Consider the following 15,568-nt stretch of genomic DNA (forward strand, 5'->3'; position numbering starts at 1 on the left):
ATGACGCGAGGCGGCAGGGATGTTTGTCAGTGAGTTGTATCGGTACCCGGTGAAGTCAGGGCAGGCGCAACGCCTGCAGGCTTCAAGGGTAGGGTTGTTGGGGTTGCAGGGCGACCGGCGCTGGATGGTGGTCGAGGAAGAAAATGGACGCTTCCTGACCCAGCGGGCCTGGCCGCAACTTGGCCAGCTTCAGGCGAGCGATGACGACAGTGGCCAGCTGCTGTTGCAGGCGCCCGGAAAGGCGCCGTTGCAAGTGGCGGTACCACCTGCCGATGACGCCCTGCGGGGTGTGACCATCTGGCGTGACACGCTGCGTGTACCGGATGCCGGCGATGCTGCTGCGGCCTGGCTGAGCGAGTTGCTGGGCAAGGCCGTGCGCTTGGTGCATTGCCCGGAGCAGCGCGCGCGCTACCTGCCCAATGGTTATGGCTTCAACAGTGACCGTGCGGCGTTTCCGGATGGCTTTCCGTTGTTGCTGATTGGGCAGGGCTCGCTTGACGAGCTCAACCGGCGTATTGGCCGGCCCATGGATATGCTGCGCTTTCGGCCCAATCTGGTGGTGCAGGGGGCAGAGCCCTTCGCCGAAGATGGCTGGAAGCGGGTTCGCATCGGCAACCTTGAATTTCGTGTGCTCAAGCCCAGTGTGCGGTGCATCTTCACCACGATCGATCCGGCAACCGGAGAGCGCAGTAGTGACCGCGAGCCAATGGCCACGCTGAAGACCTTTCGTGAGAAGGAGGGGGATGTGCTGTTCGGGCAGAACCTGGCGGTGGATGGCAGTGGCAGGCTGGAAGTAGGGATGGAAGTCGAAATCCTCGAATAGCTGAGCCGGCCTCTTCGCGGGTAAACCCGCTCCCACAGGAATCTCGCTCCCCTCATGTCACATTGGGACCTGTGGGAGCGGGTTTGCCCGCGAAAAGGCCGGCACAGCCTCAGCAAATTTTACATGTCGTCGAAATACCGCTCATGCCAATCCACCAGTGGCTGGGGCGAGTTCAGCTTCTGCCCGTAGATCACCGAATACGACAGCACGTTCTGCACATACTGGCGGGTTTCGTCGAAGGGGATGGATTCCACCCACACATCGAAGCTCAGGTGCTTGGCGCCTTTGAGCCACTGGCGCACGCGCCCGGGGCCGGCATTGTAGGCCGCCGAAGCCAACACCCGGTTGCCGTTGAACTGGCTGTGCACCTGGCTCAGGTAGGCTGCGCCCAACTGGATGTTCTTGTCCGGGTTCAGCACCTGCGCGGGTGATGCCAGCGGGATGCTGAACTTGCGCGCAGTTTCCTTGGCGGTGGCCGGCATCAGCTGCATCAGGCCGCTGGCGCCCACCGGTGAGCGCGCATCTTCCATGAATGCACTCTCCTGGCGGGTGATGGCGAATACCCAGCTCGAATGCAGCCCACGGACCTTGGCTTCGCGCACCAGCGTATCGCGATGGGCCATCGGGAAACGGATGTCCAGGTCGTCCCAGTATTGCGCCTGGCTGATGGTGCGGATGGCCGGGAAATACCAGCGCAGGTCGTAGCCCAGGCGTGCCTGGGCAACCATTTCGTCACGGGTGAAGTGGCGGCTCACGTGGTACCACTCGCGACGGCCTTCGACGATCTGGCCGCGGGCGTGGAACTCCAGGGCCCGGCGGATACCCGGCGTGTTGCGCACCTTGTTGACCAGTTGTGGGCTCAGCAGCAGCGGCTTGTTGTTCAGCTGGTAAGGCGTCTGCGCCCGGTCGGCGGCGAGGAAGCCATAAAAATCGCGCTCACGTGCCACGGTCTTGTACAGCAGCGGGATCTGCGGGTTGTTCGGCTGTGCCAGCTCCAGGCTGCGCGCCTGCCAGTACTTCCAGCGGCTGCTGCTGGCCAGGTCCTGGGGCAGGCGCTTGGTCAGCTCGTAGGCGTCTTCCCAGCGGCCCAGGCGCAACAGCAGGCGCAGGCGCCATTCGCTGACGGTGTTGTCGCGCAATTCAGGGTCGTAGCGGGTCATCAGGTCGAGTGCGCGGGGGTCGTAGCGGCGCGCCAGGGTCAGGCCGATTTCGCGGGCGATAGCGACCTTCTCGTCGCGGGAAAAGTGCATGCGCTGGGCGTAATCGTCGAGCAGTGCCATGGCCTGTTCGGGGTCTTGCCGGGCCAGGCGGCGCAGGCCGAGGCTGACAACATCGGACATGGCTTCGTTGGCCGGGGTGAAGCGCGACGGCTGGTTGAGCAACTCAGGTTTTTGGGCCACGTCGACCAGCAGGCGGCCCTGCGGGCCGAGGGTGGTCAGGGTCTTGACCAGGTTGTTGGCCAACGCATAGTTGCGCGCCTGGGCCGCCAGCTTGGTGCGCTCCCAGCGCTTGGCCTCGGTCAGCTGGCCTTCAGCTGCCCACATGCCGAACAGCGTGTCGCACGCGGCAGGCTGCGACTTGCCGACGTTCCACAGTTTGTCGGCCGTGGCGTAGCCTTCGGCGCGCAGGCCGTGGCTGAGCTGATACTGGCCGTTGAGGCAGTCCAGTTCGGTGAAGTTGAGCTTGGGGTCGTAGTACTTGACGAAAGTGTTCCATTCGCCGCGTTCGGCCAGCCAACGCAGCCAGCGGAGTTTCATCCAGTTGGCCTGGGGCAGGTCGCCATGCTTGGCGAGGAAACCTTCGATTTCCTGGTTGCTGGCGGTTTTCAGGCGGGCAGTGAGTTCGTCGTAAGCCAGGTACGGGGTCAGCGGGTAGTCGCTGAGGGCCTGCGCATAGCGCAGGTACGGGCCTTTGTCGCCCTTGGCCAGTGCACGCTTGGCTTCGTCGTAATACTGGCGTTGCTGGGTGAGGTCGGTGGCCTGCGCCGCGCAGGTGGCAGCGGTGAGCAGCAGGCAGGATGCAATGTGTAACAGGCGGCTGCGCATGATACGTCCGGGCAGTTGAACCATGGGGTAGTGACGGCGGAGCCAGCACTGTTGGAAACAATTGCCTTAGCTTAGCCGTTTGCCGGCGGCGGGTGAAAGCACTGTGCTTGTATCGGGATATTAAGTTCGACCAGATGTCGCAAAGCCTTCGTCGGGTGGCCAGGCGGATGCCGTCGAGGGCCAAGTCAGGTAGAATGCGCGCCCGATTTATGGAGACCAACATGACCCTGCTCAAATTCAGCGATGTGTCCCTCGCATTCGGCGCCATGCCGCTGCTGGACAAAGTGTCCTGGCAGATCGCTCGTGGTGAGCGGGTGTGCATCATCGGCCGCAACGGCACCGGCAAGTCGAGCATGCTGCGCCTGGTCAAGGGCGAGCAGAAGGGCGACGACGGTGAAGTCTGGCGTGCCCCGGGCCTGAAGATCGGCGAGCTGCCGCAAGAACTGCCGGTGGCCGACGAGCGCACGGTGTTCGATGTGGTGGCCGCTGGCCTGGACGGCGTAGGCGAATTGCTGGCGCAGTTCCATCACCTGAGCATGAACATCCAGGGTGACGAAGACCTGGAAAAGCTCATGCACGTTCAGCACGAGCTGGAAGCGCGTGATGGCTGGCGCCTGCAGCAGGTGGTAGAGAGCACCCTCAGCCGCCTGCAACTGCCGGCCGACAAGACCCTGGCCGAACTGTCCGGTGGCTGGCGCCGCCGTGTGCTGCTGGCCCAGGCGCTGGTATCCGAGCCAGACCTGTTGCTGCTCGACGAACCGACCAACCACCTGGATATCGGTGCCATCGCCTGGCTGGAAGAAGCCCTGCGCGGCTTCAACGGCGCGGTGCTGTTCATTACCCACGACCGTTCCTTCCTGCAGAACCTGGCCACCCGTATCCTGGAACTGGACCGTGGCGGCCTGATCGACTGGAATGGCGACTACGCCAGCTTCCTGGTGCACAAGGAGGCCGCACTGGCCGCCGAGGAAACTGCCAACGCGCTGTTCGACAAGCGCCTGGCCCAGGAAGAAGTGTGGATCCGCCAGGGCATCAAGGCCCGCCGTACCCGTAACGAAGGCCGCGTGCGTGCACTGAAGGCCCTGCGTATGGAGCGTGGTGAGCGCCGCGAGCGCCAGGGCAAGGCCAATATCCAGATCGAATCGGCGGAAAAGTCCGGCAAGCAGGTCATGGTGCTGGAGAACGTGAGCTTCCATCACCCTGACGGGCCGATGCTGGTCAAGGATTTCTCCATGGTCCTGCAGCGCGAGGACCGTATCGGCCTGCTGGGCGCCAATGGTACCGGCAAGACCACCTTGCTCAAGATGATGCTCGGTGACCTTGAACCGACCGCAGGCAAGGTTGAGCGTGGCACCAAGCTGGAAGTGGCCTACTTCGACCAGATGCGCCACCAGCTTGACCTTGAAAAGACCGTGATCGACAACCTGGCCGAAGGCCGTGACTTTATCGAGATCGATGGCCAGAACCGCCACGTGCTGAGCTACCTGGGCGACTTCCTGTTCAGCCCTCAGCGTGCGCGTACGCCGGTCAAGGCGCTGTCCGGTGGTGAGCGTGCACGCCTGCTGCTGGCCAAGCTGTTCAGCAAGCCGGCCAACTTGCTGGTACTCGACGAACCGACCAACGATCTGGACGTGGAAACCCTCGAGCTGCTCGAGGAAGTGCTGTCCAACTACAAGGGCACCGTGCTGATCGTCAGCCACGACCGGGCCTTCCTCGACAACGTCGTCACCAGCACCCTGGTGTTCGAAGGCGAGGGCAAGGTGCGTGAGTACGTGGGTGGCTACGAGGACTGGATCCGCCAGGGCGGCTCGCCGAAGCTGCTGGGTGTCACCGAAAGCAAGAGCGGCAAATCGGCGCTCAACAGCGCGGTGGTGGAGAAGGTCGAGGCCAAGCCTGTGCCCGTTGCTGCGCCGGTGGCGGAAGAAGCGCCGAAGAAGAAGCTCAGCTACAAGCTGCAGCGTGAGTTGGAGATGCTGCCAGGGCAGATCGACGAAGTTGAGCAGCGTATGGCTGAGGCTCAGGAAGAAGTGAGTGCGGCGGGCTTCTATCAGCGGCCGATTGCAGAAACCTCGGCAGTGCTGGCGAAGATCGAGAAGTTGCAGGGTGAGCTGGATGCCCTGGTAGAGCGCTGGGCCGAGCTGGAAGGCTGATTTGCGTTAGCCTGACCCGGCCTCTTCGCGGGCAAGCCCGCTCCCACAGGTGTTGCACTGCATTTGATAGCGGTGCGGTCCCTGTGGGAGCGGGCTTGCCCGCGAAGAGGCCGGAACAGGTTAAATCATTCCTTCTTCAGCAACCGCACTGCCAACACATCACACGGCGCCCCATGCAGCACGTCATTGGCCGTGGAGCCCAGCAGCAATGCCAGGCCATGGCGGCCATGGCTGCCGACCACGATCAGGTCGCACTTCTGGTCCTTGGCCAGCTGGTGAATCTCTTGGCGTGGTTGGCCGTAGGTCAGGTGCGAGTCGCCGCGCTGGATGTCCGGGTACTTGTTGAACAGGCGGTCCATGCGCTCCTTGGCCTGATCGAACTGTTGCTGTTGCAGCTGCGACAGGTCCATCGGTACGTCACCGCCGAATGCCATGGCCATCGGCTCGACGATGTGCACCAGCGAAACCTTGGCATTCGAAGGTTTGGCCAGCGCCATGGCGCGCTTGATCACCGGATCGCATTCTTCGGTCAGGTCGACGGCGACCAACAAATGTTCGTATTGCATGAGCGGTACTCCTGACAATCGCGATAGAAGAAGTATGGTCGCTTTCGGGCGGGTCTTCCGTGAAAAATGGCTAACCAGCTCATTTGCAACGCTTTATGGGATCTACTGATATGACGGTATTGCTGGTGGTGTCAATCCTTGCGCTGATTCTCAGCCCGCTTTCCTGGCTGCGTTCCTCGCGCAAGCAGAGCGAGCAGATGAAGCTGCGCCTGGAGGCGCGGCGCATGGGGCTGGCCATGCAGCTGGCGCCGCAGCAGTGGCCGCATTGGCTGGAGAAGGAGCCGCCAAGCCCTTGCCCGCAGTACCATCGGGCGCGGCGTCGCGGCCATGAGGACAGCTTCAGCTTCTGGCAGATAAGCCCTGGGGTGTGGTGGAACCAATGGCGTGAGCCCTGCGAAGACCCGCGCTTCATGGAAGCTCTGGCGCGCTTGCCGGCGAGCGTCTACAAGGTCGAGGCCGATGCGCGGATGATTGCGTTGTACTGGACTGAACGGGGCGATACGGCTGTGTTGCAGGATGTTGCCTACGTACTCGAAACCCTGGCGTGACAGTTGATTCATGACCTGACGCCAATCCCTGTGGGAGCGGGCACGCCCGCGAACACCGGCAAAGCCGGTGCCACACACCGAGTTGCCAGCTTCGCGGGCACGCCCGCTCCCACAGGGAACGAGTTGAATTCAATAGCACATAACGACAAAGCGGCGGCTTGGCAGATCCCCTGAAGGGGTGGGGTGCCAAGTCGCCGCTTTGCGTTCTGCTGTCGCAGAAAAGGCCAGGCAGGCCGGGTATTCATTCAAGCAAGTGCCAGTGTAGCCGCCCGAAGTCGCCGCGCAAGCGAAAAGTTGCAGCGTTCTTGCCGCAGCTGTGGTCAATCGCTGACATGAATGGTCGGCGATCACTGTCATCATGTTTTGTACCAAGACGATACAAAATGACTGGAAAGTCGCGTTTTCGCCGTGCTCGCGAGCATTTGACAACGCCGATCTTTTCGGAGAATGTGTGCACACCCAAATCAAACGGGCGTATGAATTGAGCGTTTGTATGTCATGACGCCAAGCCATACTTCCGACTAGCGCGCTGACGGGTGTGCCTGGGGCGGGGCAGATAGGCCTGCTTCTGCTGCAGCGATCGGCGTGTACAGTTCAGCTTCCATATCGTGGAGATCAGTTGATGATTTACGAAGGTAAAGCCATCACGGTTAAGGCTCTTGAAAGTGGCATCGTCGAGCTCAAGTTCGACCTCAAGGGTGAGTCCGTCAACAAGTTCAACCGCCTGACCCTGAACGAGCTGCGCCAGGCTGTCGACGCCATCCAGGCCGACGCCTCGGTGAAGGGCGTGATCGTCAGCAGTGGCAAGGACGTGTTCATCGTCGGCGCCGACATCACCGAGTTCGTCGACAACTTCAAGCTGCCCGAGGCCGAACTGGTCGCCGGCAACCTGGAAGCCAACCGCATCTTCAGTGCCTTCGAAGACCTCGAAGTGCCGACCGTTGCTGCCATCAACGGCATCGCCCTGGGCGGCGGCCTGGAAATGTGCCTGGCGGCTGACTACCGGGTCATGTCCACCAGCGCCAAGATCGGCCTGCCGGAAGTCAAGCTGGGGATCTACCCGGGCTTCGGCGGTACCGTGCGCCTGCCGCGCCTGATCGGCTCGGACAATGCCATCGAGTGGATCGCCTCCGGCAAGGAAAACCGCGCCGAAGACGCGCTGAAAGTGGGTGCCGTCGACGCTGTGGTTGCGCCTGAGCTGCTGCAGGCCGGTGCCCTGGACCTGATCAAGCGCGCCATCAGTGGCGAGCTGGACTACAAGGCCAAGCGCCAGCCCAAGCTGGAAAAGCTCAAGCTCAATGCCATTGAGCAGATGATGGCCTTCGAAACTGCCAAGGGCTTCGTTGCCGGCCAGGCCGGCCCGAACTACCCGGCCCCGGTCGAAGCCATCAAGACTATCCAGAAAGCCGCCAACTTTGGCCGCGACAAAGCGCTCGAAGTGGAAGCCGCAGGCTTTGCCAAGCTGGCCAGGACCTCGGTTGCCGAAAGCCTCATCGGCCTGTTCCTGAACGATCAGGAACTCAAGCGCAAGGCCAAGGCACATGACGAGATCGCCCACGACGTGAAGCAGGCCGCCGTGCTCGGCGCTGGCATCATGGGTGGCGGCATCGCTTACCAGTCGGCGGTCAAGGGCACCCCGATCCTGATGAAGGACATCCGCGAGGAAGCCATTCAACTGGGCCTCAACGAGGCTTCCAAGTTGCTTGGCAACCGCGTCGACAAGGGCCGCCTGACCCCGGCCAAGATGGCCGAGGCGCTCAACGCCATTCGCCCGACCCTGTCCTATGGCGATTTCGCCAATGTCGACATCGTCGTCGAAGCCGTGGTCGAGAACCCGAAAGTGAAGCAGGCCGTGCTGGCTGAAGTGGAAGGCCAGGTGAAGGAAGATGCAATCCTTGCCTCCAACACCTCGACCATCTCCATCAACCTGCTGGCCAAGGCACTCAAACGCCCGGAAAACTTCGTCGGCATGCACTTCTTCAACCCGGTGCACATGATGCCGCTGGTGGAAGTGATCCGTGGTGAAAAGTCCAGTGAAGTGGCGGTCGCCACTACCGTGGCCTACGCCAAGAAAATGGGCAAGAACCCGATCGTGGTCAACGACTGCCCGGGCTTCTTGGTCAACCGTGTGCTGTTCCCATACTTCGGCGGCTTTGCCAAGCTGGTCAGCGCCGGTGTCGACTTTGTGCGCATCGACAAGGTAATGGAAAAGTTCGGCTGGCCGATGGGCCCGGCGTACCTGATGGACGTGGTCGGCATCGACACCGGCCACCATGGCCGCGACGTGATGGCCGAAGGCTTCCCTGACCGCATGAAGGACGAGCGTCGCTCGGCCGTCGACGCGCTGTACGAGGCCAACCGCCTGGGCCAGAAGAATGGCAAGGGCTTCTACGCCTACGAAACCGACAAGCGCGGCAAGCCGAAGAAAGTCTTCGACGCCACCGTGCTCGATGTGCTCAAGCCGATCGTGTTCGAGCAGCGTGAAGTGACCGACGAAGACATCATCAACTGGATGATGGTGCCGCTGTGCCTGGAGACCGTGCGTTGCCTGGAAGACGGCATTGTCGAAACTGCCGCTGAAGCCGACATGGGCCTGGTCTATGGCATTGGTTTCCCTCCCTTCCGCGGTGGTGCGCTGCGTTACATCGACTCGATCGGTGTGGCCGAATTCGTCGCCCTGGCCGATCAGTACGCCGATCTGGGGCCGCTGTACCACCCGACTGCGAAGCTGCGTGAAATGGCCAAGAACGGCCAGCGCTTCTTCAACTGAGCGGTCAACGAGCTAGAGCGAGAGATTTGATATGAGCCTGAATCCAAGAGACGTGGTGATTGTCGACTTCGGTCGCACGCCAATGGGCCGCTCCAAGGGTGGCATGCACCGCAATACCCGCGCCGAAGACATGTCGGCGCACCTGATCAGCAAGCTGCTGGAGCGCAACGACAAGGTCGACCCGAAAGAGGTCGAGGACGTGATCTGGGGCTGCGTCAACCAGACCCTGGAGCAGGGCTGGAACATCGCCCGCATGGCCTCGCTGATGACCCAGATCCCGCATACGTCTGCAGCGCAGACCGTCAGCCGTCTGTGTGGCTCGTCGATGAGCGCACTGCACACCGCTGCCCAGGCCATCATGACCGGTAACGGTGATGTGTTCGTGGTCGGTGGCGTGGAGCACATGGGCCATGTCAGCATGATGCACGGCGTTGACCCCAACCCGCACCTGTCCTTGCATGCTGCCAAGGCTTCCGGGATGATGGGCCTGACTGCGGAAATGCTCGGCAAGATGCACGGCATCACCCGTGAGCAGCAGGACCTGTTCGGCCTGCGTTCGCACCAGTTGGCCCACAAGGCCACGGTCGAAGGCAAGTTCAAGGACGAAATCATCCCGATGCAGGGCTATGACGAGAACGGCTTCCTGAAGGTGTTCGATTTCGACGAAACCATTCGCCCGGAAACCACCCTTGAAGGCCTGGCGTCGCTCAAGCCGGCGTTCAACCCGAAAGGCGGTACCGTCACTGCCGGTACCTCGTCGCAGATCACCGATGGTGCTTCGTGCATGATCGTGATGTCTGGCCAGCGCGCCATGGACCTGGGTATCCAGCCGTTGGCGGTGATCCGTTCGATGGCGGTGGCCGGTGTCGATCCGGCAATCATGGGCTATGGCCCGGTGCCGTCGACCCAGAAAGCCCTCAAGCGTGCCGGCCTGACCATGGCCGACATCGACTTCATCGAGCTCAATGAAGCCTTCGCCGCACAGGCCCTGCCTGTGCTGAAAGACTTGAAAGTGCTCGACAAGATGGATGAGAAGGTTAACCTGCACGGCGGCGCCATTGCCTTGGGCCACCCGTTCGGTTGCTCCGGGGCCCGTATTTCGGGCACCCTGCTCAACGTCATGAAGCAGAATGGCGGTACCCTGGGGGTGGCGACCATGTGCGTCGGCCTTGGCCAAGGTATCACCACTGTCTTCGAACGCGTCTGATCGCGTAGCGGGACAGCAGCCGGGGCCTTGTGCCCCGGTTTTTGTTTTTTTCAGGTTTAGTCAAGAGGGTGGGCAACATGCAGATACAACCAGGCGTATACCGGCATTACAAAGGGCCTGAGTACCGTGTCTTCAGTGTTGCGCGGCACTCCGAGAGCGAAGAGTGGATGGTGTTCTACCAGTGCCTGTATGGTGATTACAGCTTCTGGGTGCGGCCACTTTCGATGTTCCAGGAATCTGTCGAGGTTGACGGCGAGCAAGTGCCACGCTTTGCTTTGGTCAAGGCCGAAGAGGGGCTGCCTGGGTTGCTGGGCAAGTCGCACGCATGATCGTTCGAACTTGACCTCACACTTTTGCCACTATATATAGCGGTGCCGCGTCCGGCACCTGACGCGTTTTTTATCTTCAGATTCAGGAATACTCCGATCCATGGGCAAATCGCTGGTCATTGTGGAATCCCCGGCCAAGGCCAAGACCATCAACAAGTACCTGGGCAACCAGTACGTGGTGAAGTCGAGTATCGGCCATATCCGAGACCTCCCCACCAGCGGTTCGGCCAGCGCAAGCAAAGAGCCGGCCGCCAAGCGTGGCAAGGCCGCGGGTGAGGCACCGGCCCTTTCGCCGAAAGAGAAGGCCCGCCGCCAGCTGGTGGCACGCATGGGCGTCGACCCCGATCATGGCTGGAAGGCCAAGTACGAGATCCTGCCTGGCAAGGAAAAGGTGATCGAAGAGCTGCGCCGCCTGGCCAAGGATGCCGACACCATCTATCTCGCAACCGACTTGGACCGCGAAGGGGAAGCCATTGCCTGGCACCTGCGCGAGGCTATCGGCGGCGACGACACCCGCTACAAGCGCGTGGTGTTCAACGAAATTACCAAAAAGGCCATTCAGGAGGCCTTCTCGCAGCCGGGCGAACTGGACATCGACAGGGTCAATGCCCAGCAGGCGCGCCGCTTCCTCGACCGTGTGGTGGGTTACATGGTCTCGCCGCTGCTGTGGGCCAAGATCGCCCGTGGCCTGTCTGCCGGCCGCGTGCAGTCGGTGGCGGTAAAGCTGGTGGTGGAGCGCGAGCGCGAAATCCGTGCGTTCATCCCGGAAGAGTACTGGGAGATCCACGCCGACCTCGGTACGGCCAAGAACGCCAAGGTGCGTTTCGAGGTGGCACGCGAGAAGGGCGAGGCCTTCAAGCCGCTGAACGAAGCTCAGGCCATGGCCGCGCTGGAGAAGCTCAAGGCCTCCAGCTACAGCGTGGTCAAGCGTGAAGACCGCCCGACCAGCAGCAAGCCGTCGGCACCGTTCATTACCTCCACCCTGCAGCAGGCGGCCAGTAATCGCCTGGGCTTCGGGGTGAAGAAGACCATGATGATGGCCCAGCGCTTGTACGAAGCCGGCTACATCACTTACATGCGTACCGACTCGACCAACCTGTCGGCCGATGCGCTGGACATGGCACGCAGCTACATCGAGCGCGAGTTCGGCAAGCAGTACCTGCCGGATGCGCCGCTGGTCTACGGCAGCAAGGAAGGGGCCCAGGAGGCGCACGAAGCCATTCGTCCTTCCGATGTGAATACCCACCCGACCAAGCTCACTGGCATGGAGCGCGACGCCGAACGCCTGTACGAGCTGATCTGGCGCCAGTTCCTGGCCTGCCAGATGCCGCCAGCCCAGTACCTTTCCACCAGCGTCACCGTGGCCGCTGGCGACTTCGAGCTGCGCGCCAAGGGCCGTATCCTCAAGTTCGACGGTTACACCCGCGTACTGCCACAGCAGAGCAAGCCGGGCGAAGACGATGTGCTGCCTGAAATGGTCCAGGGCGAAGCGCTGAAGCTGATCCAGATCGACCCGAGCCAGCACTTCACCAAGCCGCCGGCGCGCTTCACCGAAGCCAGCCTGGTCAAGGAAATGGAAAAGCGCGGTATTGGTCGCCCGTCGACCTATGCGGCGATCATCTCCACCATCCAGGACCGCGGCTATGTGACCTTGCACAACCGCCGCTTCTATTCCGAGAAGATGGGCGATATCGTCACCGAGCGCCTGTCGGAGAGCTTCTCCAACCTGATGGACTACGGCTTTACCGCCGACATGGAAGAGAACCTCGACGACGTGGCCCAGGGCGAGCGTGACTGGAAGAACGTGCTCGACGAGTTCTACGGCGACTTCAGCAAGAAGTTGCAGACTGCCGAATCCAGCGAAGACGGCATGCGCGCCAACCAGCCGACCATGACCAACATTGCCTGTAAGGAATGTGGCCGGCCGATGATGATCCGCACCGCTTCCACGGGTGTATTCCTGGGCTGCTCGGGCTATAGCCTGCCGCCCAAAGAGCGTTGCAAGGCCACCGTCAACCTGGTGCCGGGCGACGAGATTGCCGCTGATGATGAGGGTGAGTCGGAATCCCGAGTGTTGCTGGGCAAGCACCGCTGCCCGATCTGCGCCACGGCGATGGATGCCTACCTGCTCGATGAGAAGCACAAGCTGCACATCTGCGGTAACAACCCGGATTGCGCCGGCTACGAGATCGAAGAAGGCAACTACCGCATCAAGGGCTACGAAGGGCCGAGCCTGGAGTGCGACAAGTGCGGCAGCGAGATGCAGTTGAAGACCGGCCGTTTTGGCAAGTTCTTCGGTTGCACCAACCCGGCGTGCAAGAACACCCGCAAGCTGCTCAAGAGCGGCGAAGCGGCGCCACCGAAGATGGACAAGGTGGACATGCCGGAGCTCAAGTGCGAGAAGGTCGACGACACCTACGTGCTGCGTGATGGCGCTTCGGGGTTGTTCCTGGCCGCCAGCCAGTTCCCGAAGAACCGCGAAACCCGTGCGCCGCTGGTGCTGGAAATTGTGCCGCACAAACATGAGATCGACCCGAAGTACCACTTCCTGTGCGAGGCGCCGCAGAAGGATCCGGAAGGCCGCCCGGCGGTAATCCGTTACAGCCGCAAGACCAAGGAGCAGTACGTGCAGTCCGAGGTTGATGGCAAGCCGACCGGCTGGAAGGCGTTCTACGACGGTAATGCGTGGAAGGTTGAAGACAAGCGCTGATTCATCAGTGCAGTAATTGGGGCCGCCATGTCGGCTCTTGCATCAATCTTCTGGCCTGCGCGGTACTTGTAGGAGCGGCCTTGTGTCGCGAAAGGGCTGCGAAGCAGCCCCAGAAATTTATGCATTGGCGCCGAAATCCTGGGGCTGCTTTGCAGCCCTTTCGCGACACAAGGCCGCTCCTACACTGACCGCGTTAACCGGTGAGGGGGCAACCCCGCAAAGCGGCCCCAATCATTTATGATGCAGCTATCCGCCTTGCAGCCTCATGGGAGGGCACAGAAATGGCCCAGGAACTCTACACCCGCACCAACCAGAAACTGTTCTTTGCCGGCCTGGCCCTGGAGTCCATGGCCAAGGCTGAACAAAGCCAGGCCATGAACGCCCAGGGCCTGGTGCAGGCCGAGCGCGAGTCGGCGCTGTTCCACCTGTACGGCGCGCTGCTGGGCTTGTGCCATGAAATCGGTGGTTTCTATCGCTTGCCGGTTGTGGCAACGGTTGAGCAAGCGCTGGCCGACGACGCGCTGAATGGTATCGCCATTCCGGAAGTGGCTGAGCTGTTGGAAATTGCCCGTCAGCGCGAAACCTGGCTAGCGCAAATGCTAGGTGCTTATGCTGATTTGTTCCGACCACCTGTCGCGAAGAAAACGCCGAAAACGGATGTTACCCAGCCCCTGATCCAGGCCGTCAACCTTGATGAACCCGAGCACCCTGCGCTGTCCCGTGCCGAGCTGGAAAGCTGGCGCAACAACCTCAAAGGTTTGGTGAGACGTTTCCGCGACGCGTTGAGTGAGTGCTGATAGCCGCTTCGGCTGGTACAATGTTGGCCTTTCGCGGAGAACTGCCATTTATGTCTACGTCTTTTCTGGAAATTGTCGAGTTGCCTGATGGCCGCATCGAACTGCGTCGCGCCGAGGATGAGGGCTCTCTGGTAACCCTGGATTTCTCGGAAGACGCCAAGGTATTCCTGCAGGGTCAGCATGTTGAAGTGGCCAAGGCCATGCTCAGCGTGGGTGTGCAGATGGCCGGTCGCCTGATGGATGGCGAGCTGGAGAAAGATGAAGGGCCGCGTGTGCTGCACTGATGCAGCAGCTGGGCGTCAGGCTACTTGAATTGACAGGCAAAGCCTGAACATCAGCCGAGGCGGATGTTCAGGCTTTGTGCATTTCCGGCACTGGCTGCGCGCAGCAGTTGCTGGCGTGAAGTGGCGTTGACACTGCCTAGCCAGCTGACCACGGTGTGGCTGAGCCCCAGGCGTAACACTTCGCAAGCCAGTTGCAGCGGGCTTTGGTTGCTGCGAGGGTGCAGCAGCAGGATACGTTCACGGTTGAGGCCGGCGTCGCGCAGCCAGGCCTGAGTCAGGCTCGACGGCGGGGCGATCAGGGTCAGCCAGCGGGTCTCGTCTTCTTCGCTCAGCTCGCGCAAAACCGGTGCCAGCAGGCTTTGGCAGTGCCCAGGGGCGCCGCGCAGTGACAGTTCGCTGAACAGCTCGGGTTGGCTGCTCTTGCGTGTCGGCTCACTGGATTTAAGACCCGGTAGTACGGGCTGGGCGAGGAATGCTTCGAACAGTGGCAACTGGGCTTGCTCGGGTGCGTGAATGAACTGCTGCATGACGCCTCCTGGATCAGCGGCGAATGACGCCGACGCTCAAGCCCTCGATCACCAGTTCCTGTTCTTTCAGGTCGACTTCGATAGGGGCGAATTCGGGGTTTTCGGCAAGCAGCCAGACCTTGCTGCCTTCACGTTTGAAGCGCTTGACGGTCACTTCGTCGCCGATGCGGGCCACTACGATCTGGCCATTGCGCGCTTCACGGCAGGTGTGAACTGCCAGCAGGTCGCCGTCGAAGATGCCGACGTCTTTCATGCTCATGCCGTGTACGCGCAGCAAATAGTCGGCCTGAGGGTGGAAGAAGGCCGGGTTGATGTTGCAGGATTGCTCGATGTGCTGCTCGGCAAGGATCGGTGCGCCGGCAGCAACCCGGCCAATGATCGGCAGGCCGCTTTCTTCGGCCTTGGCTTCCAGGCCCGGGATGCGGATGCCGCGTGAGGCGCCCGGGGTCATCTCGATCGCGCCTTTGCGGGCGAGGGCCTTGAGGTGTTCCTCGGCGGCATTGGGCGACTTGAAGCCCAGCTCCTGAGCGATCTCGGCGCGTGTTGGCGGAAAGCCGTTGTCTTCCAGGCAGCGCTTGATGAACGCGAGGATTTCAGCTTGGCGTGGCGTCAGTTTCAACATGGTGAGCGCTCTGTCTTTTTGTACAGTGACTGGGATTATATACAGTACTGGATGCGCTGCAAGCCAAAAGAAGCAATAAACAGCGTGGGTGGCGCTTGCAGCCGGCTGTCTGGCGTTTTTAAATGGCGACCGCCCGGTCACCGAGCCTTGACAGACGCAGGGCTGAAACGTATGTTTCAAACACCTGTTT

The 15,568-nt window shown here is 61.5% G+C and carries 13 protein-coding genes; 9 read left to right on the top strand and 4 right to left on the bottom strand.

Going from position 1 to position 15,568, the window contains the following annotated elements; genetic code table 11:
• The first annotated feature begins 19 nt into the window (after positions 1 to 19).
• Positions 20 to 823, top strand: coding sequence for an MOSC domain-containing protein (locus tag ACQKPZ_RS14495; RefSeq protein ID WP_427539138.1), 804 nt, complete (start codon positions 20 to 22; stop codon positions 821 to 823).
• 119 nt (positions 824 to 942) lie between these two features.
• Here ACQKPZ_RS14495 and ACQKPZ_RS14500 read toward each other — a convergent pair whose 3' ends face one another.
• Positions 943 to 2,868 (bottom strand): transglycosylase SLT domain-containing protein, encoded by a 1,926-nt coding sequence (locus ACQKPZ_RS14500; RefSeq protein ID WP_427539141.1) that lies wholly within the window; start codon positions 2,866 to 2,868, stop codon positions 943 to 945.
• A gap of 221 nt (positions 2,869 to 3,089) precedes the next feature.
• On the opposite strand from ACQKPZ_RS14500, the gene ACQKPZ_RS14505 reads away from it, so the two are divergent.
• Complete coding sequence (locus ACQKPZ_RS14505) at positions 3,090 to 5,018, top strand: ATP-binding cassette domain-containing protein (RefSeq protein WP_427539144.1); 1,929 nt, start codon at positions 3,090 to 3,092, stop codon at positions 5,016 to 5,018.
• 125 nt (positions 5,019 to 5,143) lie between these two features.
• Here ACQKPZ_RS14505 and ACQKPZ_RS14510 read toward each other — a convergent pair whose 3' ends face one another.
• Positions 5,144 to 5,584 carry a universal stress protein gene (locus ACQKPZ_RS14510; RefSeq protein WP_172225638.1) on the bottom strand — a complete coding sequence of 147 codons (441 nt, stop codon included), beginning with the start codon at positions 5,582 to 5,584 and terminating at the stop codon, positions 5,144 to 5,146.
• 110 nt (positions 5,585 to 5,694) lie between these two features.
• Between ACQKPZ_RS14510 and ACQKPZ_RS14515 the strand changes: the two genes are divergently transcribed.
• The 7 genes from ACQKPZ_RS14515 to ACQKPZ_RS14545 all read left to right on the top strand — a co-directional run bounded on the left by ACQKPZ_RS14515 (position 5,695) and on the right by ACQKPZ_RS14545 (position 14,229).
• A complete protein-coding gene (locus ACQKPZ_RS14515) occupies positions 5,695 to 6,132 on the top strand; it encodes a hypothetical protein (protein ID WP_264362424.1) in 438 nt (145 codons plus the stop codon).
• A gap of 622 nt (positions 6,133 to 6,754) precedes the next feature.
• Positions 6,755 to 8,902, top strand: a complete 2,148-nt coding sequence (gene fadB / locus ACQKPZ_RS14520; RefSeq protein WP_427539147.1) for a fatty acid oxidation complex subunit alpha FadB — start codon at positions 6,755 to 6,757, stop codon at positions 8,900 to 8,902.
• Positions 8,903 to 8,933: 31 nt separating this feature from the next.
• Positions 8,934 to 10,109, top strand: coding sequence for an acetyl-CoA C-acyltransferase FadA (fadA, locus tag ACQKPZ_RS14525; RefSeq protein WP_013971712.1), 1,176 nt, complete (start codon positions 8,934 to 8,936; stop codon positions 10,107 to 10,109).
• Positions 10,110 to 10,186: 77 nt separating this feature from the next.
• Positions 10,187 to 10,438: a DUF1653 domain-containing protein gene (locus ACQKPZ_RS14530; protein ID WP_025754461.1), complete on the top strand. Its 252-nt coding sequence runs from the start codon at positions 10,187 to 10,189 to the stop codon at positions 10,436 to 10,438.
• A gap of 100 nt (positions 10,439 to 10,538) precedes the next feature.
• A complete protein-coding gene (gene topA, locus ACQKPZ_RS14535) occupies positions 10,539 to 13,148 on the top strand; it encodes a type I DNA topoisomerase (protein ID WP_391132574.1) in 2,610 nt (869 codons plus the stop codon).
• 281 nt (positions 13,149 to 13,429) lie between these two features.
• Positions 13,430 to 13,945, top strand: coding sequence for a DUF6586 family protein (locus ACQKPZ_RS14540; RefSeq protein WP_391132572.1), 516 nt, complete (start codon positions 13,430 to 13,432; stop codon positions 13,943 to 13,945).
• A 50-nt stretch (positions 13,946 to 13,995) separates the two neighbouring features.
• On the top strand, positions 13,996 to 14,229 hold the full coding sequence (locus ACQKPZ_RS14545; protein WP_201206570.1) for a hypothetical protein: 234 nt from the start codon (positions 13,996 to 13,998) through the stop codon (positions 14,227 to 14,229).
• A gap of 50 nt (positions 14,230 to 14,279) precedes the next feature.
• Here ACQKPZ_RS14545 and sulA read toward each other — a convergent pair whose 3' ends face one another.
• A complete protein-coding gene (sulA, locus tag ACQKPZ_RS14550) occupies positions 14,280 to 14,756 on the bottom strand; it encodes an SOS-induced cell division inhibitor SulA (protein WP_427539150.1) in 477 nt (158 codons plus the stop codon).
• Positions 14,757 to 14,769: 13 nt separating this feature from the next.
• Positions 14,770 to 15,378: a transcriptional repressor LexA gene (gene lexA / locus ACQKPZ_RS14555; RefSeq protein ID WP_264387500.1), complete on the bottom strand. Its 609-nt coding sequence runs from the start codon at positions 15,376 to 15,378 to the stop codon at positions 14,770 to 14,772.
• Between the last annotated feature and the right edge of the window lie 190 nt (positions 15,379 to 15,568).

It is taken from the genome of Pseudomonas sp. NPDC089547, assembly GCF_050280665.1.
In the GTDB taxonomy this organism is placed as follows: domain Bacteria; phylum Pseudomonadota; class Gammaproteobacteria; order Pseudomonadales; family Pseudomonadaceae; genus Aquipseudomonas.

Excerpts from the sequence above, each read along its gene's own strand:
- lexA (WP_264387500.1), bottom strand. The coding sequence starts at position 15,378 with ATGTTGAAACTGACGCCACGCCAAGCTGAAATCCTCGCGTTCATCAAG.
- sulA (WP_427539150.1), bottom strand. The coding sequence starts at position 14,756 with ATGCAGCAGTTCATTCACGCACCCGAGCAAGCCCAGTTGCCACTGTTC.
- fadB (WP_427539147.1), top strand. The coding sequence starts at position 6,755 with ATGATTTACGAAGGTAAAGCCATCACGGTTAAGGCTCTTGAAAGTGGC.
- ACQKPZ_RS14545 (WP_201206570.1), top strand. The coding sequence starts at position 13,996 with ATGTCTACGTCTTTTCTGGAAATTGTCGAGTTGCCTGATGGCCGCATC.
- ACQKPZ_RS14515 (WP_264362424.1), top strand. The coding sequence starts at position 5,695 with ATGACGGTATTGCTGGTGGTGTCAATCCTTGCGCTGATTCTCAGCCCG.
- ACQKPZ_RS14540 (WP_391132572.1), top strand. The coding sequence starts at position 13,430 with ATGGCCCAGGAACTCTACACCCGCACCAACCAGAAACTGTTCTTTGCC.
- ACQKPZ_RS14500 (WP_427539141.1), bottom strand. The coding sequence starts at position 2,868 with ATGCGCAGCCGCCTGTTACACATTGCATCCTGCCTGCTGCTCACCGCT.
- ACQKPZ_RS14510 (WP_172225638.1), bottom strand. The coding sequence starts at position 5,584 with ATGCAATACGAACATTTGTTGGTCGCCGTCGACCTGACCGAAGAATGC.
- fadA (WP_013971712.1), top strand. The coding sequence starts at position 8,934 with ATGAGCCTGAATCCAAGAGACGTGGTGATTGTCGACTTCGGTCGCACG.
- topA (WP_391132574.1), top strand. The coding sequence starts at position 10,539 with ATGGGCAAATCGCTGGTCATTGTGGAATCCCCGGCCAAGGCCAAGACC.
- ACQKPZ_RS14530 (WP_025754461.1), top strand. The coding sequence starts at position 10,187 with ATGCAGATACAACCAGGCGTATACCGGCATTACAAAGGGCCTGAGTAC.
- ACQKPZ_RS14495 (WP_427539138.1), top strand. The coding sequence starts at position 20 with ATGTTTGTCAGTGAGTTGTATCGGTACCCGGTGAAGTCAGGGCAGGCG.
- ACQKPZ_RS14505 (WP_427539144.1), top strand. The coding sequence starts at position 3,090 with ATGACCCTGCTCAAATTCAGCGATGTGTCCCTCGCATTCGGCGCCATG.